This window comes from Blastochloris tepida (assembly GCF_003966715.1).
Lineage (GTDB): Bacteria > Pseudomonadota > Alphaproteobacteria > Rhizobiales > Xanthobacteraceae > Blastochloris > Blastochloris tepida.
This window is the reverse complement of record NZ_AP018907.1, coordinates 1,942,992-1,969,491: the sequence shown is the minus strand read 5'-3', so window position 1 is coordinate 1,969,491 and position 26,500 is coordinate 1,942,992. Positions and strand designations below refer to the sequence as shown.

The following is a 26,500-nucleotide window of genomic DNA, read 5'->3' as shown; positions in this document are numbered from 1 at the left end:
ACGGTCTTTGAGTGTTCAGTAGGCGGAGTTTCAGCATGGCATGGGGCATCGACGTGGAAACGAAATTCGTGGAGCGCAGTTTCAGGCTCGGCCGCACCTTTGCGCCGGTTGCTGCCGCGCTGTGCGGCGTTGCCGTCGCCATGCCGGCGGCGGCGCAGGATGGCGACGCGAAGGGCGAGGCGGCAAAGGAGAAGCGGCCGACCGTGTCGCGCGCCGCGGCGCCCTCGCCGAACGCCACCATCAATCTGATCAATCTGCTGGTGAAGCAGAACGTGCTCTCCGAGGAGCAGGCGGAGGCGCTGATCAAGCAGGCCGAGGACGAGGCCTATGTGGCGCGGCAGGCGCTGCGCGACGCCTCGAAGAAGGCCGATGGCGCCGAGAAGACCGCAGCAGCGGCGGCCGAAGCGGTGTCGCCGCCCGGCACCAAGCGCGTCACCTACGTGCCGGAAGTGGTCAAGAAGCAGATCCGCGAGGAGATCAAGCAGGAGGTGATGGCGAAGGCCAAGACCGAGGGCTGGGCCGCGCCGGGCGCGCTGCCGGAATGGGTGTCGCGCATTCGCCTCTCCGGCGACATCCGCGCCCGCTTCGAGGGCGACTTCTTCCCGAATGGCAACGACCCGTTCAGCGCCGTCAACTACAATGCGATCAATACCGGCAGCCCGTGGAACGTCAACGACCTCAACCCGTTCTATTGGCCGAGCTACGACACCTATCAGGACCGCACCCGCGTGCGCCTGCGGGCGCGGCTGGGGCTCGACACCGACCTGTTCGACGGCTTCACGGCGGGCATGCGCATCGCCACCGGCGAGACCAATTCGCCGGTGTCGTTCAACCAGACGCTGGGCGGCTCGGGCGGCAATTTCAGCAAGTACGCGGTCTGGCTCGACCGCGCCTTCATCAAGTACCGTCCCTGGGAGGACGTGACGCTGAGTGCCGGCCGCTTCGACAATCCGTTCTTCATGCCCACGGATCTGGTCTTCAACAAGGATCTCGGCTTCGACGGCTTCGCCATCCAGATCAAGAGCGAGGTGGCGCCCGGCATCACGCCGTTCCTGAATGCCGGCGCCTTCCCGGTGTTCAACACCGATTTCAACGCCACCCTGACCGCCTATGACACCGTTGATGTCATCGGCAAGTTCCCGAGCCGCGACAAATGGATGCTCGGGGCGCAGTTCGGCGGCATCTTCAAGGTCGATTCCGACATCGACCTCACGCTCGGCGTCGCCTATTTCGACTTCACCAACGTCCAAGGGGAAGTGTCGAGCCCGTGCCGGGCCGACGATGCCAAAGACACCTGCGACACCGACACGCTGCGGCCGTCGTTTGCCCAGAAGGGCAACACCTACATGATGCTGCGCGACATCGTGCCGTTCGATCCCACCGACCCCAACGAACCGCAGTACCAGTATTTCGGCCTCGCCTCGGCATTCCGCAATGTGATGCTGAACGGGCGGCTCGATCTCGCCCACTTCGACCCGATCCACATCATCTTGGATGGCGAGTACGTCCAGAATGTCGCCTGGGACCGCCAGCAGGTGGCGGCGCGGGCGCGCGCCAACCAGCTTGCGTCCTCAGCCACCTATCCCTTTCCCGACAACGAATACTTCGGCGGCAATGAGGGCTGGATGGGGCGCCTGACGGTCGGCCACAAGGAGCTGAAGGAGCTGTGGGACTGGAATGTCAGCGTCGCCTACAAATGGCTGGAGTCCGACGCCGTCATCGACGCCTTCACGGACTCCGATTTCGGCCTCGGCGGCACCAATCTCAAGGGCTACATCATCGGCGCCAGCCTCGCCCTCGGCCCGAAAGTGTGGGCCTCGGCGCGCTGGATGAGCGCCAACGAGGTGGCCGGCGCCCCCTACGCGGTCGACGTTCTTCAGGTCGACCTCAACGCGAAGTTCTGACCATGCGGACCTTCGCAAACATCGCCGCCGTCACGCTGGCCATCGTCACGCTGGCCATCCTGGCGCCGGCGTCGGCGCAGGCGCAATCGGAGGCCGACCGCCTGCGCGAGGCGCTGCGCAGCGCCACGCTGCAGGTGCGCCAGCTCGAGGACCAGCGCGCAACGCTGCAGGCGAAGCAGGCCGAGACCGAGCGCGAGCGCGACCGGCTGAAGAAGGAGACGACCGCGCTGAAGGCGCAGGTGAAGGAACTCGATCAGGCGTACCGGCAGGCGGTCGAGGAGTTCAACCAGCGGCTCGGCGAGCGCGACGAGATGCTGGAGCGCTGGAAAGGCGCCTATTCGGAAGCCGCGGGCGTCGCCCGCGCCAAGGATGCCGAGCGCGCGAAGTTCGAGCGCGAGGCGGCGGCGTTCAAGGCCAGCACCAAAAGCTGCGAGGCCAAGAATGCCGAGCTTGCCAAGACGGGGCGCGAGATCCTGGAACGCTATGAGGCGATGAACCCGCTGGAGGCGATCGCGGTGCACGATCCGGTGTTCGGGCTCAAGCGGGTCGAGCATCAGAACACCGTGCAGGACTATCGCGACAGGCTTCTCGATCAGAAGGTCACGCCATGATGTTCAAGACCAATGCGGCGGGCGCCGCTCTGTTGACCGGCGCGCTTCTTGGCGCCTCCGCGGCGCTGGCGCAGGCGCCGGGCCGCCCGCCCGCGGCGCCGCAGACGGCGCCGGCGCGGCCGATGACACCCGCCAGCGACGTGATCGCCCGCGTCGGCACCAGCGACGTCACCGCCGACGAGATCCGCGCGGTGATCGGTTCGCTCGATGCCCGCCAGCAGGCGGCGCTGGCGCGCGATCCGGCGCTGCTCAGCCAGACGGTGCGCGCGCTGCTCGCCAACCGGGTGGTGCTCAAGGAGGCGTTGGCCAGGAAGTGGGAGCAGCAGCCCGCCGTCGCCGCCCAGGTCGAGCGGGCGCGCGAGGCTGCCATCGTCGAGAGCTTCCTGCGCGCGCAGACCACGCCGCCCGCCGACTATCCGGGCGAGGCCGATCTCAAGACGATCTATGACGCCAACGCCACCGCCTTTCTGGTGCCGCGGCAGTTCCAGATCGCCCAGATCTTCGTTGCGCTGCCCAAGGGTGCCGACAAGGCGGCCGAGGACAAGGCGCGCCGCAAGCTGGACGATGTGCTGAAGAAGCTCAGGCAGCCGGGCGCCGATTTCGCGGCGCTGGCCCGGAGCGAGTCCGACGACACCGCCAGCGCCGAGAAGGGCGGCGAGCTCGGCTGGCTGGCCGAGGCGCAGTTGCGGCCGGAGATCGCCAGCCAGGTCGCCGGTCTCGCCAAGTCCGCGGTCACCGAGCCGATCCGGCTCGATGACGGCTGGCATGTGATCAAGCTGATGGACACCAAGGCTTCTCACACCCGGCCGCTGGAGGAGGTGCGCGAGCCGCTGGTCGAGCGCCTGCGGGCCGAGCGCACCGAGGCCAACCGCCGCGCCTACATCGCGGAGCTGCTGAAGCAGAACCCGCCGGTGGTCAACGAGCTGGCGCTGTCGCGGCTGCTGGAAACGCCGCCCGCCGCGCCGTCGCGGTGAGAGGAGGATCCGCGCGACCCCGGCTCACCCGGCCCGGGTGAGCGGCGTGGTGGCGCGGGCCAAAGCATGGGGCAGGGTGGCGGCGGCGTCCGCGTTCAGCGCGGCGCCGGCCAGATAGCCGAACTGCAGCGCCACCGCCGCGCCGAGCACGGCACCGAGGATCGTCCAGGCACCGGCCTGCGCGGCCAGCATGGCGGCCGCGACCGCCGGCAGCACCACAAGCATCACCGGCACCAGCACGCGCACCCGGAAGCGCGTTCCGAGAAGGGCGCCGAACAGCAAATGGCCGAGCACAAACGAGGCGATCATCGGGCAACTCCCTGAACGCGGGTTCGGCATCATCATCCGAGTCGGGCCTTTCCCAAGGGTTTCAGGGCAAGTTACGGATATCTCGGCGCCTCAAATGATGCGTTGCAGCCTGAAGCGCGGCTTAACGGAGCCGCCGGCATTCGACCGATTCCTCCGCCGCGCGCGGTGCCGTTGCATACGGCTTCCGCTTGATCGGGCCGGTCCCTTCCTTCCCTCTCCCCTTGTGGGAGAGGGTGACGCGCGATCTGACGATCGCGCGTCGGGTGAGGGGTATAACCGATCGAACTTGAAAAACCCCTCACCCGGCTCGACCTTGCTTCGCTCGGTCTCGCCACCCTCTCCCACAAGGGGCTACGGCATTCACGGATCTGATTCTGTGCTGATCCATCAATGGCTTAATGGACAGGCTGCGGATGTCTCATCGAGAACGCGGTGGATCGGCAGTTACCGGGGGCCGCAGGATTGAACTCGTCATGCCCGCGCTTGTCGCGGGCATCCACGTCTTGAAAACCTATTTGAAAACAAAGACGTGGATGGCCGGGACAAGCCCGGCCATGACGACGGCGGGCTTGTGCCAGACGCCGCAGGCGCAAGTCACGCCGAAAGAGATCGCGTTTCGGCTCGATCTCTCTCGGCCCAGGCGATTCAGATCCATGAATACCGTAGCCCACAAGGGGAGAGGGAAAGAGAGCGGTTCCCGGCCGGCGACAGTCTTGAACCGATCATCCCGGCATCGTTCTCACGCGCGGCGATAGACGTCGTCGAAGCGGGCGATGTCGTCCTCGCCGAGATAGCTGCCGGTCTGCACCTCGATGATCTCGAGCGGAATGCGGCCGGGATTGGCCAGCCGGTGGCGGGCGGTGGCGGGGATGAACACCGACTGGTTCTCCTGCACCAGCTCGACGCGGTCGCCGACCGTCACCTCGGCGGTGCCGCGCACCACCACCCAATGCTCGGCGCGGTGCAGATGGCGCTGCAGCGACAGCACGCCGCCGGGCTGCACCACGATGCGCTTGACCTGGAAGCGCGGGCCGCGGTCGATGCTGTCATAGTGCCCCCACGGGCGCACGCCGCGGCGGTGTTCGCTGGCCTCGCGGCGGTTCGACAGCCGGTTGACCAGCGTCTTCACGTCCTCGCTGCGACTGCGGTCGGCCACCAGCACGGCGTCGGGCGTCGACACCACGACGAGGTTCTCGATCCGGTCGATCACCGTCAGCCCGTCGTCGGAATAAACGAGGCAACCCTTGGAGTCGAAGATCGCGGCATCGCCGGTCGCGGCGTTGCCCAGCCGGTCGTGGTCGGCGATCGCGAACACCGCGTCCCACGATCCGATGTCCGACCAGCGGAAGGCGCTCTCCACCACCGCCGCCGCCTCGGTCTTCTCCATCAGCGCGTAGTCGATGGAGATGCGCGGCGCGCGGCCGAACGCCTCGGCGTCGAGCCGCTGGAAATGGCCGTCGGCGATCGCGCCTGCGGCCGCGGCCTGGGTCGCCTCGGCAAGGTCGGGCTGGAAGCGGGCGAGCTCGGCGGCCATCACATCCGCGCGGAACACGAAATTGCCGGAGTTCCACAGATAGCCGGCGGCGACATAGTCGGCCGCCGTCGCCGCGTCCGGCTTCTCGACAAAGGCGTCGACCGCGAACACGCCCGCGACCGGGAGCGCGGCGCCGCGGCGGATATAGCCATAGCCGGTCTTGGGCTCGGTCGGCCGGATGCCGAAGGTGACGACGCGGCCGGCGGCGGCGGCCTGCTCGGCCGCCCGCACCGCGTCGAGATACAGCGCCTCGTCGAGGATCACATGGTCGGCAGCCATCGCCAGCACGATCGCGTCAGGGGCGCGCAGCGCCGCGACGGCGGCACCGGCGGCGATCGCCGCCGCCGAGTCGCGCCGTGCCGGCTCCAGCACCACGGTCGGCGTCAGCCCCAGCGCCTCGGCCTGCTGCAGGGCGAAGAAGCGGAACGCCTCGTTGGTGATGACGATCGGCGGTGCGAACAGCGCCGGATCGGCAACCCGCGCCAGCGCCTGCTGGTAGGTCGAGCGCTCGCCGGCCAGCGGCAGGAACTGCTTGGGCATGCCGTCCCGCGACACGGGCCACAGCCGCGTGCCGGAGCCGCCGGCGAGAATGAGGGGCGTCAGGGTCATGGTCTCTGCAACCGGAAGATACAGGCTTCACTGTTCACATCCAGCCTTGTGCCGCAAGGCCGGACTTGTTTCCAGTGTTGTGATCGGTCGCCGGATGTGCGCAGCGGGCATGAGGGCGGGCGAGCGGCGGCGGGCGGTCCTGAATACCGTCTCCACCTTCACGGGGCCTTCCAGCGCCCCGAGATCTGCTCGCCGGCCACCTTGACCACGAACAGCGGCGCGAGAACCAGATACCGCCGCCACAGCCGGCGCGGCTCGCTGGCGAGGCGGTGCAGCCATTCCAGCCCATTGTTGCGCATCCAGGCCGGTGCGCGCCGGACGTGGCCGGAATGGAAATCGAACGCCGCGCCGACGCCGAGCAGCACGCCGTGCGGCAGGCGGGGGGCGGCCTTCATCATCCAGTATTCCTGCTTCGGCGTGGACAGGCCGACCCAGACGATGTCGGGCGCCGCCTGCCGGATGATCTCGATCTCGCGCTCTTCCTCCGCCGACAGCGGCGAGGTGGCGTCGATGCTGCGCATCGGCGGGCTGAAGGTGCCGGCGATCTGCAGCCCGGGACAGGTCTGCGTCAGCCGCTCCACCAGCGTCTCGGCGACGCCCGGCTTGCCGCCGAAGAAGAAGTGGCGAAGCCCGGTTCCCGCCGAGGCGCGGCAGACCTCGGCCAGCAGGTCCGGGCCGGGCACGCGGTCGATCCGCTCGCCGAACCCGCGCAGCCGGCCGACCCAGGTCAGCGGCGTGCCATCCGGCACCACGAGGTCCGCCCGCTCGTGCAGCGCGAGCAGCGCGGGGTTCTGCAGCGCCAGCATCAGGCCGTGGACGTCGCGCACGAACACGGTTTTCGTCGGCCCGGCCCGGCCCCAGCCGGTGACGGTGTCGACCGCGCGGGCCATATCCACCACGCTCACCGGCACGCCGAGAACGCGCAGCGTTTTGCGGTCGAGCGTTCCGCTCGCGGCGATGTCGTTCACGCTCATCGCGCGCTCTCCTGCGCGTGCTCGGCCAGGAACCAGTCGAGGCTCGCGCGCAGCCCGTCCTTCAGCGGAATGGTCGGCGACCAGCCGAGGCTGCGGATGCGGCCGATGTCGAGCAGCTTGCGCGGCGTGCCGTCGGGCTTGGTCAGATCGTGGACGATCTCGCCCTCGAAGCCGGCGATCTCGCACACCAGCCGCGTCAGTTCGAGAATGGTGATGTCCTCGCCGCAGCCGATATTGATCGGAAGGGCGTCGGAATAGACCTTCATCAGATGGACGCAGGCATCGGCGCAGTCGTCGACATGCAGGAATTCGCGCCGCGGCGAGCCGGTGCCCCAGACGACGATCTCGCGGTCGCCGCGCATCTTCGCCTCCCACACCTTGCGGATCAGCGCCGGCGCGACATGGCTGGAGGCGAGGTCGAAATTGTCGCCCGGCCCGTAGAGATTGGTCGGCATCGCCGAGATGAAGTCGCAGCCGTGCTGCCGGCGAAACGCCTGCACCAGCTTGATGCCGGCGATCTTGGCGATCGCGTACCATTCGTTGGTCGGCTCAAGCGGCCCAGTGAGCAGCGCCTCTTCAACGATCGGCTGCTCGGCGAGCTTCGGATAGATGCAGGACGAGCCGAGGAACAACAGCTTCCCGACCCCGGCGCGGTACGCCGCCTCGATGACGTTCGCCTCGATCATCAGATTGTCGAACAGGAAATCGGCCGGCTGCGTGGCGTTGGCGAGAATGCCGCCGACCTTCGCCGCCGCCAGGAACACCGCGTCCGGCCTGTGCGCCGCCATCCACGCCGACACCGCGGACTGGTTCTTCAGGTCGAGCGCGGCGCGCTCGGCGACGAGCACCTCGCAGTCCTCGCGGGCGAGCCGGCGCACGATCGCCGCGCCCACCATGCCGCGGTGGCCGGCCACCCAGACGCGCTTGCCGGCGAGCGAAAAGGGCACCATCTCACGCATCCTTGGTGATGACGGCGGACTGCATCACCTTGAGATCCTCGCGCACCATCTCGCGAACCAGCTCGCGCACCGGGGTCTCGTGTTTCCAGCCGAGCTTGGCGTGCGCCTTGCTGGGATCGCCGATCAGGAGATCGACCTCGGTCGGCCGGAAGTAGCGCGGATCGACCTCGACCAGCACACGGCCGGTCTCGGCATCGATGCCCTTCTCCTCGACGCCGTGGCCCCGCCATTCGATGCGGATGCCGACATCCTCGAACGCCCATTCGGCGAAGCTGCGCACCGAGGTGGTGACGCCGGTGGCGAGCACATAGTCGTCGGGCTCGTCCTGCTGCAGCATCAGCCACATGCCGCGCACATATTCGCGGGCGTGGCCCCAGTCGCGCTTGGCGTCGAGATTGCCGAGATAGAGCTTCTGCTGCCTTCCGAGCTTGATGGCGGCGGCGGCGCGGGTGATCTTGCGGGTGACGAAGGTTTCGCCGCGCAGCGGGCTCTCATGGTTGAACAGGATGCCGTTGGAGGCGTGCATGCCGTACGCCTCGCGGTAGTTCACCACGATCCAGTAGGCGTAGAGCTTGGCGGCGGCGTAGGGACTGCGCGGATAGAACGGCGTCGTCTCGCGCTGCGGCGTCTCCTGCACCAGGCCGTAAAGTTCGGAGGTCGAGGCCTGATAGAACCGCGTCTTGCGCTCCAGGCCGAGGATGCGGACCGCTTCGAGCAGCCGCAGCGTGCCGAGCGCATCGGCATTGGCGGTGTATTCCGGCGTCTCGAACGACACCTGCACGTGGCTCTGGGCGGCGAGATTGTAGATCTCGTCGGGCTGGCACTGCTGGACGATGCGGATCAGATTGGTCGCATCGGTCATGTCGCCATAGTGCAGGATGAAGCGCAGGTCGGGGTCGTGCGGGTCCTGGTAGATGTGCTCGATGCGGCCGGTGTTGAACGAGGACGAACGCCGCTTGATGCCGTGGACGGTGTAGCCCTTCTCCAGCAGCAGGTCGGCGAGATAGGCGCCGTCCTGGCCGGTGACGCCGGTGACCAGGGCAACTTTGCCGTTTGAAGGAACTGGGCCATTCGAAGGAACCTTGTCGTTCGAAGCAACTTGGCCGTTCGAAGCAACCTTGGCGGACATTGAAACCTCGGATCGGCGGGACGGGACTTTGGACGCGGCACGACGGCTTCGGGCTCGGCCGGGCCGGAGGACTGTCGCAGTCTCCGCCGGCCGGGCAGGGGATTGATCTCAAGGCCCCTCAGGAACGCAGGGGCCTGTCAGCAACGCGTGGACGGCGGGAACGGCGGTCCGTTTCCGCGCCCTCTGGCAGCCTCCCACGTTCACGCGCAACGAATGCGGCGTTCGGGGTCCGGCCGCGGCCTTCTATCTCAACTCGCGGTTTTAAAAGCCTCATGAGTCTCAGAGGTTGCCAGTGATCCGTCGGTTCCGGCACTTGCTCAGCGGTTTTGCCCAGAGGTTTGTCGCGGGCAGGATACAAATGTCGGAGCCGGCCACGCGGCCGGAAACGGCTGACGACAATGACAGCTGAAGACCATGGTCGCCTTCGGTTCTTTACGTCAACCGTCGCAGCCGCGGCATCCCTAGCGTGTGTTTGCGAAGCGCGTGTGACCTATTCGCAGGTCAAACCGCCCAGACATGACGAAATGAAACTGGCCGCATTCTGGGCTTCTATCAAGGCAGGATTTCGCCGGCTTTGCTTTTTGGGCGCGGTGATCTTGGTGCAACCTGAGGGTTTGCGGATTTCATCGTAACACGCGGGGCGTGCCGCCGGCTGGCCGGACGCGCCGCCGCGCCTACGGCCGGCCGATTGCCGCCCCATAGGCGGCGAGGAGGGCGCGCAGCGACTGTTCCGGCGTGAACGCCTGCTCGTAGCTGGCCCGGGCATTGCGCCCGAGCGCGGCGGCGCGTTCAGGGTCGGCCGCTGCCGCATCGACCGTCCGTGCGAGCGAGGCCGGATCGCCGGCAATGGCGTGCAGGCCGTTGACGCCGTCCTGGATCAATTCCTGCAGCGAGCCGATGCGCGAGGCGATCACCGGCAGGCCGGCGCCGAACGCCTCCGCCACCACCCGCGGGCAGCCCTCGAACACGATCGAGGGCACCACCAGGAAGCGGTGGCGGCGCATGGCGGCCAGCACCTCGGCGGTGTTCTTCGGCCCGAGAAAGGTGACGGTCGGCGACTGCGCCGCGCGCACCGCCTCGATTTCCGGCCCGTCGCCGATGATGGTGAGCGGCGTCTTCGCGCTCTTCCACGCCTCGAGCAGGACGAAGATGCCCTTCTCGAAGCTGAGCCGGCCGACATAGAGCACGCCGTCCTTGGCGCCATCCTCGGCGGCGGGACCGGGATCGGGCACGAAGTTGGGCTTCACCACCAACTGCTCGGCCGGAAAGCCGGCGGCGACGAACTCGGCGCGCGCGAAGTCGGACATGGTGATGAACAGCCGCACCTTGCGCTGCCAGGTCTTGAGCGCCCGGTGCAGCATCACCGTGTTGGCGGCGGCGAGCGAGCCCGGCAGCGAATTGCGGTAGCAGCGGTGGACCACCGCCCAATAGGGCGAGCCCTCGACGCACAGGCTGCACGGCACGCCGTTGCGCACCCTGAGGCCGCTCGCGCACAGCGTGCGGTAATTGTGCAGGGTGGCGACCACCGGCACGCCTTCGTCGCGGCAGGCGTCGAGGATCGACGGCGTCAGCAGCGGGAACAGATTGTGGACGTGCACCACGTCCGGCCGGTCGCGCCTGAGTTGGGCGGCGAAGGCCGCGCGCGCCCGCCGGCTGTAGGGGGCCTCAAGCCCGCTGCGCAGCCGGGCGGCGAAGCCGGTAATGTCGTCGTTGGTGACGACATGGGCGGTCACCGTCAGCCCGGCCTCGGCGAGCAGCGCCCGCTCGGCGTCGAAGACGGCATCCTCCCCGCCATAATGCTGGTAGCGATTGTGCGCGAGGAGAACCTTCATCCGTCCGGTCCAGAGCGGCGCCCCGGCGGGGGCGCGGGGCAGGGGCAATTATCACCCGCCGCGGCGATTGGCACATCGCGGTGACAGAAGGAAGACGCGCCGGCCGCGCGCCGCCGTTAACCCTTCGTTTACGAAGTTGCGGCGCGCCCGGTTAAGGGCGTGTTAACCTCCGCCCCGATGAGCCCGCGTGCGGGCCGTCGCCAGAATGCGGGGGTCGTGTCGTGTCGCCGGAAACCGTTCAGAACTTCATCGCCCTGGGTCTCGGCTTCGCCGTCGCCGGCATGCTGTCCACCGGCTACCAGATGCTGGTCGCCCGGCCGGCGAGCTTCCACGCGCTGCTGACCGGCAATGCGGCGGCCTATGCGCACGTGCCATTCCTGGTGTTCGCGGCGCCCTTCATCATCGTCCGCAACACGGTGCGGCGCGAGCGCTTCGAGAACAACAACCCGATCGGCGTGGCGCTGGCGACGATGATCGCCGGCTTCTGGAGCCTGATGTCGGGCACCACCGTCATCGTGATGTTGCGCGCGCTCGGCCTCGTGTGAGCCCGCGCGGAGGAAGTCATGCCGATCTATGCGCTCGATGGCATCAGCCCGGAATTTCCGCCGCCCGGCCGCTATTGGGTCGCGCCCGACGCGGTGCTGATCGGCCGCGTCCGGCTCGATGACGAGGCCAGCGTGTGGTGGCGCTCGGTGCTGCGCGGCGACAACGAGCTGATCCATGTCGGCGCCCGCTCCAACGTGCAGGACGGCGCCATGCTGCACACCGACATGGGCTTTCCGCTCACCATCGGCGCCGACTGCACCATCGGCCACCACGCCATCCTGCACGGCTGCACCATCGGCGATGGGTCGCTGATCGGCATGGGCGCGACGCTGCTCAACGGCGTGGTGATCGGCCGCGGCTGCCTCGTCGGCGCCAATGCGCTCATCACCGAGGGCAAGACGTTTCCCGATTTCTCGCTGATCGTCGGCGCGCCGGCCCGGGCCGTGCGCGCGCTCGATCCGGAGGCGGTGGCGCGGCTCGCCAAATCCGCCACCGGCTATGTCGCCAACTGGAAGCGCTACGCCGCCGGCCTGACCTGCATCGATCCCCCGCCGGGACGCTGACCGGACGGGTCGGCTCGGCAAGGAGCATTCGCCGCAGACCTGGGTACCGGATTTGCGGAGCTATTGGCGGGCGCCCGGCGAAGCGGCGCTTCTGCACTCTTTAGTTGTATTGCCGTGACGGAACAACTTCGATAACCATAATTCTATGGTTACGGAGTTGGCAATGCATCTACCTTTGATTGTGGCGATGGCAGTGTTTTTGACGGCATGCGCCAAACGCGCGGAAAGCATTTCAGCGGCCTACGTCTCGCCCCTGCAGTACGAGCGCCTGGATTGCCGCCAGCTCGGCGAGGAAGCCCAGCGCGTCTCCGCCCGCGCCGCCACCGTCGCTGGCGCGCAGGACGAGAAGGCCAGCCGCGATGCCGTGGCGATGGGGGTCGGCCTCGTCGTCTTCTGGCCGGCGCTGTTTTTCATCGGCGGCAACGACCAGCAGACGGCGGAGCTGGCGCGCCTGCGCGGTGAGATGGAAGCGATCGAACAGGCCTCCATTCAGAGGCGGTGCGGCATTGTCTTTCAGAAACCGAAGCCGCAGGAACCGGCCGCAAGCCCTGCCACCTGACCGCGTTTAGGCCGTGACTGGCGGCGGCCTGGGCGCTGGTGGCGAGGATGTCTGAGCGATTGCGCCAGCGACCGCGTCTCCCCGCATTTTCTTTCGCAAAACCGGTATCCACTTTTGCGGAAAATGCCCTAGGGCCGGTGATCCGAGGAGGTCACCGGCGTCTGCGGCCGGTTGTCGCCGAGCGCCACCCAGCGGTTCGGATCGGACTGGCTCTGCCGCTTCACGAAGCGATAGCCGGTCTCGTGCCAGGGCAGGATATCGGCGACCTGATTGTCGAGAATGAACTCGCCATGGTCGGTTCGCACGGTGAGGACGGCGTGGCCCTCGTCGCGCTGGTCGCGCACCACGGTGATCAGCAGCGCCTCGCGCGGCCAGCCGGCATCGAGCAGCAGCTTGCGCTTCAGCAGCACATAGTCCTCGCAGTCGCCGCGTTCGCCCGGATAGGTCCAGTATTCCACCTTGCCGTAGACATCGAGGTCGGTGGCGGGCTTGATCGTCTCGTTGACGTAGTCGTTGATCTCGACGAGATGGGTCCAGCTCGGGGCGGTCAGCCGCACGTCGCGCGGCGCGGTCGGCCCGCCGCGGCAGTCCTCCGCATGCTCGCTGCAGAACTGCACCCAGCCCATGGGCGGGCGGGCATAGTCGCCGACGGCGATATAGATCGGCTTCTCGGTCAGTGCCCGGATCACCGGGGCCGGGCGGATGGGCGCAGCGCTCACCGAGGCGTGATCGAAGAACACGCTCATGGCGAACAGAGCGAAGCCGCCTGCGCCGGCGGCCCAGACAGTCCCGGCTTTGTGCCGATATCTCAAGGTCGATTTGTCTGTCTTGTCCATCTGACCCTCCCCAGGGCAGGAGCAAGACTGGCACAGATACTTTGAATGCGGGCTAAACGCTCAAATCAATGTTTCTGAAATGTTGAATCGAATACGCGGAAAATGATGTTTTATTTTGCCGAAAATGAATCGCGAACTTGATGCGAATGCGAGGAGAGTTTTCGGCAAACCCGACGCGAATTCGATTCAAATTCTCCACAACCGAGGTCTGCCAGCGACCGCAATCCAGGCCGCACCCGGCTCACGTCCGCCGGCCGGGACGGGCCTCCGACCACAGCAGCACGAGGCCGGTGGCGACGATCACCGTCGCGCCGATCAGCGTCTGCACGTCGGGCACCTCGCCGAACATCAGCCAGCCCCACAGCACCGCCCAGGCGATGAAGGTGTATTGATAGGGCGCAACCAGCGAGGCCGGCGCCAGCTTCAGCGAGCGCGTCACGCACATGTGCGCGACCGACGACACGAGGCCGAGCAGCGCCAGCAGCACGAAATCGCGCGCGCTCGGCTCCACCCAGCCGAACGGCACCAGCGCCGCGCCGAGCAGCAGCGCGCCGGCCGCCTGCCAGAACACCAGCGTGACATCGGAGCTGCCGCGCAGCATGCGGCTCGCCACATTCATCAGCGCGAACATCAGCGCCCCCACCAGCGCGCCGAGCGCCGGCAGTGACACCGAGCCGGCGCCGGGGCGGAGCGCGATCACCACGCCGGCAAAGCCGATCGCCACCAGCAGCCAGCGCCGCGGGCCCACCCGCTCGCGCAGCACCACGGCCGAGATCACCACCACGAAGATCGGCGAGGCCATCAGGAAGGTCATGGTGTCGGCGAGCGGCAGGTAGCTCAGCACCCAATAGAAGATGCCGACCTCGGTGGTGGCGGCGGCCACCCGGCCGGCCTGCAGCCAGGGCTGCTCCGGCCGCAGCACGCGCGCCAGACCCTCGCGCATCAGGAGCGGCGTCAGCATTACCAGCGAGGCGGCGGAGCGGATCAGCACCACTTGGCCGACCGTGTAGGTCGCCACCAGCCATTTGCCCATGGCGTCGTTGAGCGAGAACATCATGACGCCGAGCAGCATCAGGCCGATGCCGGCGAGCGCGGCGTATCTGGACGAGGCGGGCATCGATGGAACGGGGCCGGGGGGAAAGCCGCTGCGTGCCCGGTTTCGCCGGCCACGTCAACGCGGCGCGCGGCGCAGCATGGCTGTCAGAACCCCGGGTCGGGGATGCGCAGCTCCTCCTCCAGCGTCGAGAGCTGCTGGTAGCGGGCGAACTCGACGGCGAAGCCGTTCTCGAGCTGGCGCACAACCCGTGCCGGGGTGCGCCCGAGCGTGATGCGGGTGCCGACCGGCGGGCGAATCTCGCTGCGCACCGCGGCACCCGACAGCGACACGTCGACAACCAGGCACGGGAAGGTCGAGCCGGTGGGCAGCGTGATGATCGAGCGCGGATCGCGCGGCGCCAGACGGGCGTGGCGGCGGTCTTCCGGCAGGCCGAGCTTGCCGCGGTTGGCGAGCCACGTCAGCGCTTCGGCCAGCTTCTCGCGCCGGCGCAGGGTGGCCGAGATGGTCATGGCGAAGCCGTGCTCGAACACTCGCGCCACCGCACCCTCGATCCGGCCGATCTGGTCGATATAGGCGACCACGCGCTCGCCCTTGCGCGGCAGCACCGGCGCAATCAGCGCCACGCCGCCCGGCGACATGTTGAGTGTCTGGCAGGGATATTCCTGCTGGTCCTCCAGCATGAAGCGGCCGAGCAGCGTGACGGCGACGCGCTGGTGGCGTCGTCGTTCGGCCGTGTTCAGCCGGAGTGTTTGCGCTGCGTCGGCCATGGCCCGGCATTGAGGCTGGAGACAGGGTTCCCTGACGCACCATGATGTTCGCGCTTGGTTAACACCGCGTAAGCTTCCGCTGGGGCGCGTTCATAAAGTTGGCAAGGGATCGGGCGGGCGCCGCGCCGGCCTCGCGCGGGTGACGCAGGTCGTGCGGGTCCTGCATCTCGCGCGGGCTTTGCAGGCTGCGCGGGTCCTGCAGGTTGCGCAGCGAGCGGATCCGCAGGCTGCGCACCGGATCGCGCGCCAGCCACCACGGCAGCGCCGTGCCCACCAGCCCGCCGAGCAGCCGCTCGTGGGTCTCGCCATCCACCCGCAGCGGCAGCAGCAGGAGCTGCAGGTCGAGCTCGCCATGGCTGGCGCTCCGGCCGACCAGCGCCGCCAGCGCCGGAAGCTGGGCGTCGGCGATGCCCTCGACCAGCGCCGCCGCCGCCGCCCGCTCGGCCGGCTCGAACAGCGCGACGAGGCCGTGGCCGCGCAGCTCGCGGCCGAACAGCGCGCAGACCCGCGAGCCGGCCACCCGCACCGGGTGCCCGGCGGCGGGATCGAATGCCAGCACCACGGCATCCGGCAGCACGCCCGGAATGGCGGCCGGCGACAGCATGGCGCGCTCGGGGGCGCGGCCATTGCCCTTCAACCGGGTCCACTCCGCAAACAGATCCCGCAGGATCGGGTGTTTCATGATGCGGCTCCGTTGCGGCCGGCCGGTTCCGTGCGGAACGGCGTGCCGGGCCTCAGTCGCCTTCGAGCTCCTGTGACGCGAACGAGCACCTGGAGCGCGAAGGCGGAGAAAATTCGGCGGGCGACGCCTATGGCTCCCCCACCGTTAAGCGGGGGCTACGGGCATGTGTGCAATTTGATGGATTGGCGGCTATCCACAGGCTGCAGGTGCGCGGGTCTGCCTTGCGCGCGGACGCGGTCCGGGTCATGCCTTGACGTCCGGATGGCGGGCGCCCACCGCTTGCCTCCGGCCGCCGGTCCCGCCGGTCCGTTCCATCCCCGGGGCGGACACTGCCGCTGCGACATCCATACGGGAGTGACCATGGACGCCTTCAACCGCCCGCGCGCAGAGCCGATGTTCAACGTGCCCCAGGTGGTGCTGGCGCTCACCGGCGCCCTGGTCGCCGTGCATCTCATCCGGGAGCTGGTGGGGCGGGAGGCCAGCGTCGACATCCTGCTCTATTTCGCCTTCATCCCGGCCCGCTACGGCGGCGATGCCATGGGCCTCGTCGAATGGCCGGGCGGGGTGGCCGCCGACGTGTGGACCTTCGTCACCTACGCGTTCCTGCACGCCGATTGGGGGCACGTGACCATCAACAGCGTGTGGCTTCTCGCCTTTGGGTCGCCGGTGGCGTGGCGGTTCGGCACGGCGCGCTTTCTCGGCTTCTTCGTCATGACCGCGGCGGCCGGCGCCGCCGCCCATCTTGTGCTGCACATTGGCGACCCGCTGCCGCTGGTCGGCGCCTCGGCGGCGCTGTCGGGCTGCATGGCGGCGGCGGCACGGTTCGTGTTCGAGGCCGGCGGTCCGCTCAGCGCCTTCCGCGCCCATGGCGCCGCGGCCTTTCGCGTGCCGGCGCTGCCGCTCGCCCAGGCGCTGCGCGATCCGCGCATCGTCGCCTTCCTGGCGGTGTGGGTGCTGCTCAATTTCCTGTTCGGCCTGGGCAGCCTCGGCAGCGACTTCGCCGGCAGCACCATCGCCTGGGAGGCGCACCTCGGCGGCTTCGTCGCCGGCCTCGTCGGCTTCGCGCTGTTCGACCCGATCGGCGGCCGGCGGTGGTCATAGGGTGTCCGGCCTGGAACAGTCGTCGAAGGAAAGCCGCCTTCTTCCCCTCTCCCCTTGCGGGAGAGGGTGCCGAGCGATCGTCAGATCGCGAGGCGGGTGAGGGGTGAATCCTTCAGCGTTCGCCCATCTGCACCCCTCACCCGGCGTGACCTCGCTGATGCTCGGTCCCGCCACCCTCTCCCGCAAGAGCTACGGGATTCATGGATCTGATTCTGTGCTGAGCCATCAATGGCTTAATGGACAGGCTGCGGATGTCTCATCGAGAACGCGGTGGATCGGCAGTTACCGGAGGCCGCAGGATTGAACTCGTCATGCCCGCGCTTGTCGCGGGCATCCACGTCTTGAAAACCTATTTGAAAACAAAGACGTGGATGGCCGGGACAAGCCCGGCCATGACGACGGCGGGCTTGTGCCAGACGCCGCAGGCGCAAGTCACGCCGAAAGAGATCGCGTTTCGGCTCGATCTCTCTCGGCCCAGGCGATTCAAATCCGTGAACGCCGTAGCCCGCAAGGGGAGAGGGAAGAATGGGCCGAGCCGGTCATCCGCACGACCGCATCACGCCAGGGCCGCCAGCGCGGCCTTGATGTCCGGCAGCGCCGCCTCGGTGGCGATGCGCCCGGCCTCGATGGTCTCGGCCGCGCGGTGGAAATCGAACAGGCCGATCCGCCCCACCTTGGGGCCGATCAGAACGTCGGGCGGATCGCCGGCCAGCCGCGAGCGGGAGATGCGGTCCTGCATCACGCTGTAGGCTTCCACCATCACCGTCGGCAGGCCGGGCACGCCGCTCTGGGTTTCGAGCAGGCGGCGGCGGGTGAGACGGTCCTGGCGGAAGGTGCTGGCGCGCTGCTGCCGCCGCCGCACCTTCTCCCCGCCCTCGGTGCCGTCGGTGCCGAAGGCGGGCACCACGCCGCCGCGGCCGCCCAGCGTCTCGGTGTTGAGATTGACCGCGATCACCAGCCGGGCGCCGAGCGCGCGGGCGGCGCTGACCGGAACCGGATCGACCAGCGCGCCATCGACCAGCCAGCGCCCGGCGATCCGCACCGGCGGGAACACGCCGGGCAGCGCGTAGGAGGCGCGCATCGCCGGCACCAGCCCGCCGCGCGTCAGCCACACCTCGTTGCCGGTGCCGAGCTCGGTGGCGATGGCGGCGAAGGTGCAGGGCAGGGACTCGATGTCGAGGTCGCCGATCTCGCGCACCAGCAGCCGCGCCAGCCGCTCGCCGCTGACCAGCCCGCCGGCGAGCGAGACGTCCATCAGCCCGAGCAGTCGGCGCCGGTTGAGCCGGCGCGCCCAGGTCTCGATCGCTTCGAGCTTGCCGCAAGCATGGCAGCCGCCGACCACCGCGCCGATCGAGGTGCCGGCGATCACGTCGGGCATGATGCCGGCTTCCGCCAGCGTGTTCAGCACGCCGATATGGGCGAGGCCGCGCGCGGCGCCGCCGCCCAGCACCAGCCCGAGCGTCGGTCGCGGCCGCCGGGGCTCGGCGCGCGGAGGCTCTTCCGGCGGAGCCGGTCGGGCGCGGCCGCGCCGCATGATGGAGAAGAAAGCGCGCCGCCGCGGGCGCAGGCGATTGAGATCGCGTTCGGCGTCCATCTATGCCTCGGCCTGCGGGGGGCAGGCGCATGCGATTCACGTAGACCACGAATGTGACGACGGCGCGAAGCCGGTCACGTCCGGCGGTAGACGGCGGCCGGGTCGAACCGCCGCTCGCCGTCGACCAACTCCATCTCCAGCGCGGGCGAGGGCGCCCGGCCGAGCGGGATGCGGCGGTAGAAGCAGCTCTTGCGGCCGGTGTGGCAGGCGGCGTCGCCCGTCTGCTCCACCGCCAGCCACACCGCGTCCTGGTCGCAGTCGATGCGCAGATCGGTCACCCGCTGCAGATGGCCGGAGGTCTCGCCCTTCTTCCACAACGCCTTGCGCGAGCGCGACCAGTAGTGGGCGAACCCGGTCTCGATGGTCAGCGCCAGCGCGTCGGCGTTCATGTGCGCCAGCATCAGCACCGTGCCGTCGCCGGCATCGGTGACTACGGCGGTGACGAGCCCGTCGGCATCGAACTTGGGGGCGAGGGCGAGGCCCTCCTCGATCTCGGCGGCGGTGCCGCGCGGCGAGAAGCGTTGGTATTCAGCGGACATGATGATCCTTGGGCGCAAGAACCGGCGGCGAACGAACCGGCCGCGGCAGCGGGCATGGCGCTGCGGCCGGTCCGCGCGCGATACGGGCTTGATGCGGTTTCCGGTTGATCCCTTCGGGATACCGGAAACGATCTCGCCGAAAACCCCTTGTTCTATAATGGGATTTTCGGCGATCGGAATACGGTTGTCCGGCTTGATCAGCCGGAAACCGTATGACCGCGAAACGTCACCCGCGCCCCTGGCGCAGCAGGGTCATGAAGCGCGCCTGCTCGGCCGGGTCGTCGCGGAACACGCCGGTGAACTGGGTGGTGAGCGTCGAGGCGCCGGCCTTCTGCACGCCGCGCATGGTCATGCACATGTGCTCGGCCTCGATCAGCACCGCCACGCCGCGCGGCTTCAGCACCTCGTCGATGGTGCCGATGATCTGCGCCGTCAGGTGCTCCTGGGTCTGCAGCCGGCGGGCGAAGGCATCGACGATGCGGGCGATCTTCGACAGGCCGACCACCCGGTCGACCGGCACATAGGCGATATGCGCCTTGCCGAAGAACGGCACCATGTGGTGCTCGCAGTGCGAATGGAACGGGATGTCGCGCACCAGCACCATGTCGTCATAGCCGCCGGTCTCTGAGAAGGTGCGCTCCAGGAACGCCTCCGCATCCTCGCCGTAGCCGCGATAGAGTTCCTCATACGCCTTGACCACGCGGGCCGGGGTGTCGATCAGCCCCTCGCGGGTCGGATCGTCGCCGGTCCAGGCGATCAGCGTGCGCACGGCGGCTTCGGCTTCGGCGCGGCTCGGCCGCGCCACGGGGGGCGTCGGCTGGGTTGGAGTGTCCTTGGCCTGGGGGAACAGGGGGGCGACGCTGGCGTCCATCGAGGTCTCCGTTCGACGGCGCGGGGGAAACGCGCCGGGTGTCACCGGGATCGGCTGGGTCGTGTACGGCGCGGAGCCTGAACCGGACCACCGCGCCTCGAACCTCGCTCCGGCGAGCTTGCCGCCGTCGCGTCCGCACATCCATATATGCTATCGTCGCACCCCGAACAGGCCGGTAGGGCCAACATCCCGGCCAAGATCACGTTTGCGCGATGCTCAACGACGTCTACAACCGCCGCATCCTCGAACTGGCGGGAACCATCCCGCGCATCGGCCGGCTGACCGAGCCGCACGCCACCGCCACCGCCCATTCCAAGCTCTGCGGCTCGACGGTCACCGTCGACCTGAAGATGGAGGGCGGCGTGGTGACCGATTTCGCCCATGAGGTGAAGGCCTGCGCGCTCGGCCAGGCCTCGTCCTCGATCATGGCGCGCAACATCGTCGGCTCGAACGCCGAGGAGTTGCGCCATCTGCGCGAGACCGTGCGCAGCATGCTCAAGGAGAAGGGCGCGCCGCCCGGCGGCAAATGGGCCGACATCGAGGTGCTGGAGCCGGTGCGCGACTACAAGGCGCGCCACGCCTCGACGCTGCTCACCTTCGACGCGGTGGTCGACGCGATCGCCCAGATCGAGGCGCGCGAGGCCGCCGCCGCCAATCAGGAGGTGATGTGACGGCGTCGTCTCCCCGCGCCGTCCTCGCCGGGGCCGTCCGCCTGCCGGCGCTCGCCGCGCGCGGGCTGATCCGCGCCTACCAGCTCAGCTTCTCGATGCTGGCCGGCCGCGGCTGCCGGCATCTGCCCACCTGCTCGTCCTACATGGACGAGGCGATCGCCCGCCACGGCCTGTGGGCCGGCGGCTGGATGGGCTTCGCCCGGCTGTGCCGCTGCACGCCGCTCGGCACCTCGGGGCTCGACTTCGTCTGCGAGCGGGTGCCGGAGAAGGCGCGCTGGTACCTGCCCTGGCGCTACGGGCTGTGGCGCGCCACCAATCCTGGGCCGGAGCCCGAGGGCTCGCTGCTGGAGGGAATCGACCTCGACCGCGCCGCGGGGCGGTAATTCTGTAGGGCGCAATAGCGTAGCCTATTGCGCCGAGGCGGCCGATGCTGGCGGAATACGCTGACGTTATTCCGCCCTACAGCATTGATCTCAATAACGAAAATCCTGGAGGCGACGGCCCCTTGCATTAGCGCTCGGTCACCACTCGCGCCCCTCACAGCACCTTGCCGACGCGGATGGTGCCGGGCGGCACCGGCGCCGGGTCGGCCCATTCGCCCGGCGCATAGCCCAGCTTGAGGTAGAAGCCGACCGCGGTGAGGTGGGCGTTGATGATCACCTCCGACCGCCCCTCCGCCCGCGCCTGCTGCTCGGCCAGCGCCAGCATCGCCCGACCATGGCCGCCGCGCTGCAGGTCGTCGCGCACGGCGATCATCCGCAGGCCGACGCGCTCCGGGTCGATCTCGTCGATGCGCACCACGCCGATCACCGCGTCGCGGTATCTGAGCACGCAGGAGGTGCGGCCGGACAGGAACTCGTCGGGGTCGTTCTTGTCATAGGGGTGGCGCGGCAGCAGCCGGGCGAACAGCGTATCGCGGCGGATTGCATGGTAGGCCGCCCAATCTTCGGGGCTCTCGGCCGGCTCCAGGCGATAGTATTGAGAAAGATTCGGCATCGAACGGGTTCCAACGGTCGCATCCTGATACCCGGAAACCGCGGCGCCGAACATCCGTGCCCGGCAAGGGACGTCCAAGCGCCGGAAGTCCAAGTGCCGGAAGGTCTGGTGCCGAGCTTCAGGATGGCCGGCGGGGACGTGTGGGGGAATGCATGGACGAGCAGCAGGCAGGCCGCCGGGCCGGGGGCTGGCGTAGCGCGCCCCGGTGGCGGGTCGCGGCCGGCACCACCGCGCTTGCGGTCCTGCTCGCCGCGGCCGTCGCCGAGCCGCGTCCGGCCGGCGCGGAGGAGGCGTGCTGGGCGCCGGCCGCGCTGCGCATGACGGACGGCGAGGCCCGCGTGCGCCGCGGGTTCAAGGAGGCCAACGTTACGGTTACCGGCGCGCCGCTGGCGCCGTTCACGCCGCTTGCCAAGCGCGGCGTGGTCCGCCGGGTGGACCTGCCGCCCGGCCGTAAGCTGGTGGCGCTGACCTTCGACCTCTGCGAGCAGCCCGACGAGATCGCCGGCTATCAGGGCGGCATCGTCGATGTGCTGCGCGACAACGGCGTCAAGGCCACCTTCTTCGCCGGCGGCAAATGGCTGCTGACCCATCGCGAGCGCGCGCTGCAACTGATGGCGGACCGGCGGTTCGAGCTCGGCAACCACACCTTCGAGCATCGCGACCTGCGGATTCTCGCCGGGGCGCCGCTGCGGGACGAGGTCGCGCGGGCGCAGGCGGCCTACGAGGCGGTACGCGCCGGGATGGACCAGACGCTGGCGCCGCGCTGCGTGGTGCCGGGCGGTGGCACGCTGGAGGGGCGGGCGGTGCCACCGCGCTTGTCGCTGTTCCGCTTTCCGTTCGGCGCCTGCGATGCCAAATCGCTGGCGGCGGTGGGGGAATTGGGGCTGCGCGCCATCCAGTGGGACGTCTCGGCCGGCGATCCCACCCCCGGCCAGACCGCGGCGCAGATGGTGGGCGCGGTGGTCGGCGGCGTGCGGCCGGGGTCGATCGTGCTGTTCCACGCCAATGGCCGCGGCTGGCACACCGAGGAGGCGCTGCCGGCGATCATTGCCCAGCTCAGGGCCAAGGGTTACGAATTCGTAACCGTTTCCGAGTTGTTGGCCGCCGGCTCGCCCGTCGTTGCCGCGACATGTTACGACTCTCGCCCCGGCGATACCGACCATTACGACGAGTTCGCCCGCCGCCTGGAGGGTCGTTACCAACGCTATCTGGCCCGTATCGGCGCTCCCGGCAGCGCCGATACGGGTGCACCCCCGCCAGTGCGGTCGCGCCAGCCGGCGGCATCAACCGATCGCGGCCAATCGAAACCTGCGCAAGGCAAGCCTGCGCAGGCGAAGCATGTCCCGGAACCGACACGCGAACCGGTGGGCGATACGGACAACGAATTGTCCCCTGCGGCCGAGTTGCCCGATGCCGGCTCGGACGCGCCGCCCGAAGCCGGCGCCGCCATGGAAGACCGGGCACCTCGCCTGCGCTGGCCGTGGCAGCGGCCATGATGTCAGCCGGCGCGAGACTCCGAGACGGTTTCCGGTATCCCGAGGGGGACCAACCGGAAACCGTGTAACGGGGCGGTCCGGCATTCGGTGCGGACCATCGTCGCCGTGTTCCGCCGGCCGCGCATCTCATCCGACGATTTTTCCCGGCGGTTCGGGACAGGGGCATCGGACCGGCCGCACTCGGCGGCGGGGCGCATCATCGCCGTTCAGGCGCTCTGCACGCGCCGGGCGAGCGGGATCACCAAATGGACCATCGCCAGCACCATCGGCGGCACGTTGAGGGCGGTCACCCCCCACATCGGCCAGCCGGCGGTCAGTGGCGAGGTCAGCAGCATCAGGGCGTTGAGGAACAGGTAGGCGCCGCTCATCGCGATGGCGAGGAAGCGGGCGCGCCCGAGCAGGCCGGGCTTGGCGAGGGTCGTCGTCATGAGAATGCTCCAAGCGTAAAACGGAACGGGCCGTTCCGTTAGTCTTGAATTAAACGAGCCGTTTCGTTATGTCAATCGCCGAAAGTTCGAGTGCCCCAGGGGTTCGGTTGCCCAGGGGGGCGAGTGCCCAAGAGTTCGAGTGCCCAACAGTCTGAGCGCACGAGAGTCCAACCGGCCAGGAGTTCGAGTGCCCGAGAGTTCGTTCGCTCGAGAGTTCGTTCGCCCGAAAGTTCGTTCGCCAGGAGTGACGCGATGGCAGATTCAGCCGAACCCCCGAAACTGCGCCGGTCCATCGGCGCCCGGCGCAACCCGGCCACCGAGGCGGCGATCCTGGCGGCGGCGCGCGACCTGATCGCCGAGCGCGGCTATGCCGGGTTCTCGATCGAGGAGGTGGCGCGCCGGGCCGGGGCGGGCAAGCCGACCATCTACCGGTGGTGGCCGACCAAGGCCGACCTGTTCCTCACCATCTACCGCGCCGAAAAGGCCTCGACGATCGTCATCCCAGGGCGCGGCGACCTCGTCCTTGACCTCACCGACTACACGTTGGCGCTCTGGCGCTTCTGGCGCACCAACCCCGCCGGCGTCGCGTTCCGGGCCCTGGTCGCCGAGGCCCAGGCCGACGCGCAGGCGCTGGTTCTGCTACGCGACCGCTTCCTGCCCGAACGTCGCGTGCCGATGCGCGCGCTGCTCACCGCCGCCGCCGAGCGTGGGGAGATCTCACCTGACGACATCGACCGCCGGGTGACGCTGTGGATCGCCTTCATCTGGTACCGGCTCCTGACCGCGACCCTCGCCGAGGACCGCGACGAGGTGGCTGCCTATATGCGGCTTATCGTCGGGCGAATTGAACCGCGCTGAGCCCTGTATTATTCGGGGCCGGGTTTCCGCCCCGCCGCCGGCCCGGACCCGGCGTGCGGGCCTCATCCCCAATCGTCCGGTTGGCTTACCTGCGTTCGTTCGCAGGAGTGAGCAGGAGATTTCGATGGTCACCCTGACATTTCCCGACGGCAATCAGCGCGCCTTCGAGCCCGGCATCACCGGCTTCGACGTCGCGGCCGGCATCTCGAAGTCGCTCGCCAAGAAGGCGGTGGCGGTGAAGCTCGACGGCGAGCTGACCGATCTCGTCGACCCCATCGACCGCGATGCGAAGATCGAGATCGTCACCCGCGACGCGCCTGACGCGCTCGCCCTGATCCGCCATGATGCGGCGCACGTGATGGCCGAGGCCGTCCAGACGCTGTGGCCGGGAACCCAGGTCACCATCGGCCCGGTGATCGAAAACGGCTTCTATTACGATTTCCACCGCAACGAGCCGTTCACCCTCGACGATCTGCCCAAGATCGAAGCCAAGATGCGGGAGATCATCGCCCGCGATCGGCCGTTCACCAAGGAATACTGGAGCCGCGACGAAGCCAAGAAGGTGTTCCGCGACAAGGGTGAATATTTCAAGGTCGAGCTGGTCGACGCCATTCCGGACGGCCAGGACCTCAAGATCTACAAGCAGGGCGAGTGGTTCGATCTGTGCCGCGGCCCGCATCTGCGCTCCACCGGCCAGGTCGGCACCGCCTTCAAGCTGATGAAGGTCGCCGGCGCCTATTGGCGCGGCGATTCGACCAAGCCGATGCTCACCCGCATCTACGGCACCGCCTGGCAGACCCAGGAGCAGCTCGACGCCTACGTCCACATGCTGGAGGAAGCCGAGAAGCGCGACCACCGCCGGCTCGGCCGCGAGATGGACCTGTTCCATTTCCAGGAGGAGGGGCCGGGCGTGGTGTTCTGGCACCCCAAGGGCTGGACGCTGTTCCAGGGCATCACCTCCTACATGCGCCGCCGCCTCGCCGCCGACTATCGCGAGGTCAACGCGCCCCAGGTGCTCGACAAGGAGCTGTGGGAGATCTCCGGCCACTGGGGCTGGTACAAGGAGAACATGTTCAAGGTGCAGTCGGCCGGCGAGGCCACCGGCGACGAGCGGGTGTTCGCGCTCAAGCCCATGAACTGCCCCGGCCACGTCCAGATCTTCAAGCACGGCCTGAAGAGCTACCGCGACCTGCCGCTGCGGCTCGCCGAGTTCGGCGTCGTCCACCGCTACGAGCCCTCGGGCGCGCTGCACGGGCTGATGCGGGTGCGCGGCTTCACCCAGGACGATGCCCACGTCTTCTGCACCGAGGACCAGCTCGCCGCGGAGTGCCTGAAGATCAACGAGCTGATCCTCACCACCTACGCCGATTTCGGCTTCGAGAGCGATCTCGTGGTCAAGCTGTCGACCCGGCCGGACAAGCGCGTCGGCTCGGACGCCTCGTGGGACCACGCCGAGGAGGTGATGACCCGCGTGCTCGACCAGATCGCCACCCAGTCGGGCGGCAGGATCAAGACCGCGATCAATCCGGGCGAGGGCGCGTTCTACGGGCCGAAGTTCGAGTACGTGCTGCGCGATGCCATCGGCCGCGACTGGCAGTGCGGCACCACCCAGGTCGACTTCAATTTGCCGGAGCGGTTCGGCGCCTTCTACATCGACGCTGACGGCCAGAAGAAGGCGCCGGTGATGGTCCACCGTGCCATCTGCGGCTCGATGGAGCGCTTCACCGGCATCCTGATCGAGAACTTCGCCGGCCACTTCCCGCTGTGGATCGCGCCGCTGCAGATCGTGGTCGCCACCATCACCTCGGACGCCGATGCGTACGCCGAGGAGATTCTGCGCAAGCTGCGCCGGGCGGGCCTGCGGGCCGAGATCGATCTGCGCAACGAGAAGATCAACTACAAGGTCCGCGAGCACTCGCTGGCCAAGGTGCCGGTGCTGCTGGTGGTCGGCAAGAAGGAGGCCGAGACCGGCGGCGTGTCGATCCGCCGCCTCGGCAGCCAGAACCAGACCTCGGCGTCGTTCGCCGACGCCCTGGCGGCGCTGGTCGAGGAGGCGACGCCCCCGGACGTGAAGCGCGAGCGGGCGGCGGGGTGATCCCCG

At 68.6% G+C, this 26,500-nt stretch carries 27 protein-coding genes; 12 read left to right on the top strand and 15 right to left on the bottom strand.

The window, feature by feature from the left end; genetic code table 11:
* Nucleotides 1–35 precede the first annotated feature (35 nt).
* The 3 genes from BLTE_RS09105 to BLTE_RS09095 are packed head-to-tail and all read left to right on the top strand — an operon-like array spanning nt 36 to nt 3,489.
* A complete protein-coding gene (locus tag BLTE_RS09105; protein ID WP_126399559.1) occupies nt 36–1,904 on the top strand; it encodes a putative porin in 1,869 nt (622 codons plus the stop codon).
* Between the two features lie 2 nt (nt 1,905–1,906).
* Nucleotides 1,907–2,515, top strand: a complete 609-nt coding sequence (locus BLTE_RS09100; protein WP_126399556.1) for a hypothetical protein — start codon at nt 1,907–1,909, stop codon at nt 2,513–2,515.
* Nucleotides 2,512–3,489, top strand: coding sequence for a peptidylprolyl isomerase (locus tag BLTE_RS09095; protein WP_126399553.1), 978 nt, complete (start codon nt 2,512–2,514; stop codon nt 3,487–3,489). Before BLTE_RS09100 ends, BLTE_RS09095 begins: the two co-directional genes overlap by 4 nt.
* Before the next feature lie 24 nt (nt 3,490–3,513).
* Here the strand turns inward: BLTE_RS09095 and BLTE_RS09090 are convergent, their stop codons facing one another.
* The 6 genes from BLTE_RS09090 to BLTE_RS09065 form a co-directional block, all read right to left on the bottom strand.
* The gene (locus BLTE_RS09090) at nt 3,514–3,798 is read right to left on the bottom strand and encodes a hypothetical protein (RefSeq protein ID WP_126399550.1); all 285 of its coding nucleotides are present in this window, start codon (nt 3,796–3,798) and stop codon (nt 3,514–3,516) included.
* A gap of 739 nt (nt 3,799–4,537) precedes the next feature.
* Nucleotides 4,538–5,941 (bottom strand): mannose-1-phosphate guanylyltransferase/mannose-6-phosphate isomerase, encoded by a 1,404-nt coding sequence (locus BLTE_RS09085; RefSeq protein WP_126399547.1) that lies wholly within the window; start codon nt 5,939–5,941, stop codon nt 4,538–4,540.
* A 158-nt stretch (nt 5,942–6,099) separates the two neighbouring features.
* A complete protein-coding gene (locus tag BLTE_RS09080; protein WP_126399543.1) occupies nt 6,100–6,915 on the bottom strand; it encodes a WecB/TagA/CpsF family glycosyltransferase in 816 nt (271 codons plus the stop codon).
* On the bottom strand, nt 6,912–7,874 hold the full coding sequence (fcl, locus tag BLTE_RS09075; RefSeq protein WP_126399540.1) for a GDP-L-fucose synthase: 963 nt from the start codon (nt 7,872–7,874) through the stop codon (nt 6,912–6,914). The genes BLTE_RS09080 and fcl overlap by 4 nt, the downstream gene beginning before the upstream one ends.
* Nucleotides 7,867–9,003, bottom strand: a complete 1,137-nt coding sequence (gene gmd, locus BLTE_RS09070; protein ID WP_126399538.1) for a GDP-mannose 4,6-dehydratase — start codon at nt 9,001–9,003, stop codon at nt 7,867–7,869. Before gmd ends, fcl begins: the two co-directional genes overlap by 8 nt.
* A 674-nt stretch (nt 9,004–9,677) precedes the next feature.
* Entirely contained in the window at nt 9,678–10,835 is a 1,158-nt protein-coding gene (locus BLTE_RS09065) for a glycosyltransferase (RefSeq protein WP_126399535.1), read from the bottom strand.
* A gap of 221 nt (nt 10,836–11,056) precedes the next feature.
* Here BLTE_RS09065 and BLTE_RS09060 point away from each other — a divergent pair, with 221 nt between their 5' ends.
* From BLTE_RS09060 to BLTE_RS09050, 3 genes are all read left to right on the top strand, one after another.
* Nucleotides 11,057–11,380, top strand: coding sequence for a DUF6949 family protein (locus tag BLTE_RS09060; RefSeq protein ID WP_126399533.1), 324 nt, complete (start codon nt 11,057–11,059; stop codon nt 11,378–11,380).
* 18 nt (nt 11,381–11,398) lie between these two features.
* Nucleotides 11,399–11,944 carry a gamma carbonic anhydrase family protein gene (locus BLTE_RS09055; protein WP_126399531.1) on the top strand — a complete coding sequence of 182 codons (546 nt, stop codon included), beginning with the start codon at nt 11,399–11,401 and terminating at the stop codon, nt 11,942–11,944.
* 163 nt (nt 11,945–12,107) lie between these two features.
* Nucleotides 12,108–12,503 carry a hypothetical protein gene (locus tag BLTE_RS09050; RefSeq protein ID WP_126399529.1) on the top strand — a complete coding sequence of 132 codons (396 nt, stop codon included), beginning with the start codon at nt 12,108–12,110 and terminating at the stop codon, nt 12,501–12,503.
* Between the two features lie 128 nt (nt 12,504–12,631).
* Here BLTE_RS09050 and BLTE_RS09045 read toward each other — a convergent pair whose 3' ends face one another.
* The 4 genes from BLTE_RS09045 to BLTE_RS09030 form a co-directional block, all read right to left on the bottom strand.
* Entirely contained in the window at nt 12,632–13,249 is a 618-nt protein-coding gene (locus BLTE_RS09045) for a transglutaminase-like cysteine peptidase (protein WP_126402126.1), read from the bottom strand.
* Nucleotides 13,250–13,580: 331 nt separating this feature from the next.
* The gene (locus BLTE_RS09040; protein WP_126399524.1) at nt 13,581–14,456 is read right to left on the bottom strand and encodes a DMT family transporter; all 876 of its coding nucleotides are present in this window, start codon (nt 14,454–14,456) and stop codon (nt 13,581–13,583) included.
* A gap of 83 nt (nt 14,457–14,539) precedes the next feature.
* Nucleotides 14,540–15,163, bottom strand: coding sequence for a PilZ domain-containing protein (locus BLTE_RS09035; RefSeq protein WP_126399522.1), 624 nt, complete (start codon nt 15,161–15,163; stop codon nt 14,540–14,542).
* Between the two features lie 58 nt (nt 15,164–15,221).
* Nucleotides 15,222–15,845: a PAS domain-containing protein gene (locus tag BLTE_RS09030; protein WP_126399520.1), complete on the bottom strand. Its 624-nt coding sequence runs from the start codon at nt 15,843–15,845 to the stop codon at nt 15,222–15,224.
* A gap of 360 nt (nt 15,846–16,205) precedes the next feature.
* On the opposite strand from BLTE_RS09030, the gene BLTE_RS09025 reads away from it, so the two are divergent.
* Nucleotides 16,206–16,946: a rhomboid family intramembrane serine protease gene (locus tag BLTE_RS09025; RefSeq protein WP_126399518.1), complete on the top strand. Its 741-nt coding sequence runs from the start codon at nt 16,206–16,208 to the stop codon at nt 16,944–16,946.
* A 556-nt stretch (nt 16,947–17,502) separates the two neighbouring features.
* Here the strand turns inward: BLTE_RS09025 and BLTE_RS09020 are convergent.
* The 3 genes from BLTE_RS09020 to folE all read right to left on the bottom strand — a co-directional run bounded on the left by BLTE_RS09020 (nt 17,503) and on the right by folE (nt 19,950).
* Nucleotides 17,503–18,540 carry a patatin-like phospholipase family protein gene (locus BLTE_RS09020; protein WP_126399516.1) on the bottom strand — a complete coding sequence of 346 codons (1,038 nt, stop codon included), beginning with the start codon at nt 18,538–18,540 and terminating at the stop codon, nt 17,503–17,505.
* Between the two features lie 74 nt (nt 18,541–18,614).
* Nucleotides 18,615–19,079, bottom strand: a complete 465-nt coding sequence (gene hisI / locus BLTE_RS09015) for a phosphoribosyl-AMP cyclohydrolase (RefSeq protein ID WP_126399515.1) — start codon at nt 19,077–19,079, stop codon at nt 18,615–18,617.
* Between the two features lie 226 nt (nt 19,080–19,305).
* On the bottom strand, nt 19,306–19,950 hold the full coding sequence (gene folE, locus BLTE_RS09010) for a GTP cyclohydrolase I FolE (RefSeq protein ID WP_126399513.1): 645 nt from the start codon (nt 19,948–19,950) through the stop codon (nt 19,306–19,308).
* Between the two features lie 212 nt (nt 19,951–20,162).
* On the opposite strand from folE, the gene BLTE_RS09005 reads away from it, so the two are divergent.
* Together BLTE_RS09005 and yidD are read left to right on the top strand one after the other, a co-directional pair.
* Nucleotides 20,163–20,621 carry an iron-sulfur cluster assembly scaffold protein gene (locus BLTE_RS09005; RefSeq protein WP_126399511.1) on the top strand — a complete coding sequence of 153 codons (459 nt, stop codon included), beginning with the start codon at nt 20,163–20,165 and terminating at the stop codon, nt 20,619–20,621.
* A 95-nt stretch (nt 20,622–20,716) separates the two neighbouring features.
* The gene (gene yidD, locus BLTE_RS09000) at nt 20,717–21,004 is read left to right on the top strand and encodes a membrane protein insertion efficiency factor YidD (RefSeq protein WP_244600208.1); all 288 of its coding nucleotides are present in this window, start codon (nt 20,717–20,719) and stop codon (nt 21,002–21,004) included.
* A 154-nt stretch (nt 21,005–21,158) separates the two neighbouring features.
* Here the strand turns inward: yidD and BLTE_RS08995 are convergent, their stop codons facing one another.
* The gene (locus BLTE_RS08995; RefSeq protein WP_160140561.1) at nt 21,159–21,617 is read right to left on the bottom strand and encodes a GNAT family N-acetyltransferase; all 459 of its coding nucleotides are present in this window, start codon (nt 21,615–21,617) and stop codon (nt 21,159–21,161) included.
* Nucleotides 21,618–21,769: 152 nt separating this feature from the next.
* Between BLTE_RS08995 and BLTE_RS08990 the strand changes: the two genes are divergently transcribed.
* Entirely contained in the window at nt 21,770–23,113 is a 1,344-nt protein-coding gene (locus tag BLTE_RS08990) for a polysaccharide deacetylase family protein (RefSeq protein ID WP_126399507.1), read from the top strand.
* Nucleotides 23,114–23,319: 206 nt separating this feature from the next.
* Here the strand turns inward: BLTE_RS08990 and BLTE_RS08985 are convergent, their stop codons facing one another.
* A complete protein-coding gene (locus BLTE_RS08985) occupies nt 23,320–23,541 on the bottom strand; it encodes a putative antibiotic biosynthesis monooxygenase (protein ID WP_126399506.1) in 222 nt (73 codons plus the stop codon).
* Nucleotides 23,542–23,793: 252 nt separating this feature from the next.
* Between BLTE_RS08985 and BLTE_RS08980 the strand changes: the two genes are divergently transcribed.
* Together BLTE_RS08980 and thrS are read left to right on the top strand one after the other, a co-directional pair.
* Nucleotides 23,794–24,399: a TetR/AcrR family transcriptional regulator gene (locus tag BLTE_RS08980; protein WP_126399504.1), complete on the top strand. Its 606-nt coding sequence runs from the start codon at nt 23,794–23,796 to the stop codon at nt 24,397–24,399.
* Nucleotides 24,400–24,523: 124 nt separating this feature from the next.
* On the top strand, nt 24,524–26,494 hold the full coding sequence (gene thrS / locus BLTE_RS08975; protein ID WP_126399502.1) for a threonine--tRNA ligase: 1,971 nt from the start codon (nt 24,524–24,526) through the stop codon (nt 26,492–26,494).
* Nucleotides 26,495–26,500: the final 6 nt, after the last annotated feature.

Excerpts from the sequence above, each read along its gene's own strand:
- BLTE_RS09105 (WP_126399559.1), top strand. The coding sequence starts at position 36 with ATGGCATGGGGCATCGACGTGGAAACGAAATTCGTGGAGCGCAGTTTC.
- BLTE_RS09100 (WP_126399556.1), top strand. The coding sequence starts at position 1,907 with ATGCGGACCTTCGCAAACATCGCCGCCGTCACGCTGGCCATCGTCACG.
- BLTE_RS09095 (WP_126399553.1), top strand. The coding sequence starts at position 2,512 with ATGATGTTCAAGACCAATGCGGCGGGCGCCGCTCTGTTGACCGGCGCG.
- BLTE_RS09090 (WP_126399550.1), bottom strand. The coding sequence starts at position 3,798 with ATGATCGCCTCGTTTGTGCTCGGCCATTTGCTGTTCGGCGCCCTTCTC.
- BLTE_RS09085 (WP_126399547.1), bottom strand. The coding sequence starts at position 5,941 with ATGACCCTGACGCCCCTCATTCTCGCCGGCGGCTCCGGCACGCGGCTG.
- BLTE_RS09080 (WP_126399543.1), bottom strand. The coding sequence starts at position 6,915 with ATGAGCGTGAACGACATCGCCGCGAGCGGAACGCTCGACCGCAAAACG.
- fcl (WP_126399540.1), bottom strand. The coding sequence starts at position 7,874 with ATGCGTGAGATGGTGCCCTTTTCGCTCGCCGGCAAGCGCGTCTGGGTG.
- gmd (WP_126399538.1), bottom strand. The coding sequence starts at position 9,003 with ATGTCCGCCAAGGTTGCTTCGAACGGCCAAGTTGCTTCGAACGACAAG.
- BLTE_RS09065 (WP_126399535.1), bottom strand. The coding sequence starts at position 10,835 with ATGAAGGTTCTCCTCGCGCACAATCGCTACCAGCATTATGGCGGGGAG.
- BLTE_RS09055 (WP_126399531.1), top strand. The coding sequence starts at position 11,399 with ATGCCGATCTATGCGCTCGATGGCATCAGCCCGGAATTTCCGCCGCCC.
- BLTE_RS09050 (WP_126399529.1), top strand. The coding sequence starts at position 12,108 with ATGCATCTACCTTTGATTGTGGCGATGGCAGTGTTTTTGACGGCATGC.
- BLTE_RS09045 (WP_126402126.1), bottom strand. The coding sequence starts at position 13,249 with ATGAGCGTGTTCTTCGATCACGCCTCGGTGAGCGCTGCGCCCATCCGC.
- BLTE_RS09040 (WP_126399524.1), bottom strand. The coding sequence starts at position 14,456 with ATGCCCGCCTCGTCCAGATACGCCGCGCTCGCCGGCATCGGCCTGATG.
- BLTE_RS09035 (WP_126399522.1), bottom strand. The coding sequence starts at position 15,163 with ATGGCCGACGCAGCGCAAACACTCCGGCTGAACACGGCCGAACGACGA.
- BLTE_RS09030 (WP_126399520.1), bottom strand. The coding sequence starts at position 15,845 with ATGAAACACCCGATCCTGCGGGATCTGTTTGCGGAGTGGACCCGGTTG.
- BLTE_RS09025 (WP_126399518.1), top strand. The coding sequence starts at position 16,206 with ATGGACGCCTTCAACCGCCCGCGCGCAGAGCCGATGTTCAACGTGCCC.
- BLTE_RS09020 (WP_126399516.1), bottom strand. The coding sequence starts at position 18,540 with ATGGACGCCGAACGCGATCTCAATCGCCTGCGCCCGCGGCGGCGCGCT.
- hisI (WP_126399515.1), bottom strand. The coding sequence starts at position 19,079 with ATGTCCGCTGAATACCAACGCTTCTCGCCGCGCGGCACCGCCGCCGAG.
- folE (WP_126399513.1), bottom strand. The coding sequence starts at position 19,950 with ATGGACGCCAGCGTCGCCCCCCTGTTCCCCCAGGCCAAGGACACTCCA.
- BLTE_RS09005 (WP_126399511.1), top strand. The coding sequence starts at position 20,163 with ATGCTCAACGACGTCTACAACCGCCGCATCCTCGAACTGGCGGGAACC.
- yidD (WP_244600208.1), top strand. The coding sequence starts at position 20,717 with ATGCTGGCCGGCCGCGGCTGCCGGCATCTGCCCACCTGCTCGTCCTAC.
- BLTE_RS08995 (WP_160140561.1), bottom strand. The coding sequence starts at position 21,617 with ATGCCGAATCTTTCTCAATACTATCGCCTGGAGCCGGCCGAGAGCCCC.
- BLTE_RS08990 (WP_126399507.1), top strand. The coding sequence starts at position 21,770 with ATGGACGAGCAGCAGGCAGGCCGCCGGGCCGGGGGCTGGCGTAGCGCG.
- BLTE_RS08985 (WP_126399506.1), bottom strand. The coding sequence starts at position 23,541 with ATGACGACGACCCTCGCCAAGCCCGGCCTGCTCGGGCGCGCCCGCTTC.
- BLTE_RS08980 (WP_126399504.1), top strand. The coding sequence starts at position 23,794 with ATGGCAGATTCAGCCGAACCCCCGAAACTGCGCCGGTCCATCGGCGCC.
- thrS (WP_126399502.1), top strand. The coding sequence starts at position 24,524 with ATGGTCACCCTGACATTTCCCGACGGCAATCAGCGCGCCTTCGAGCCC.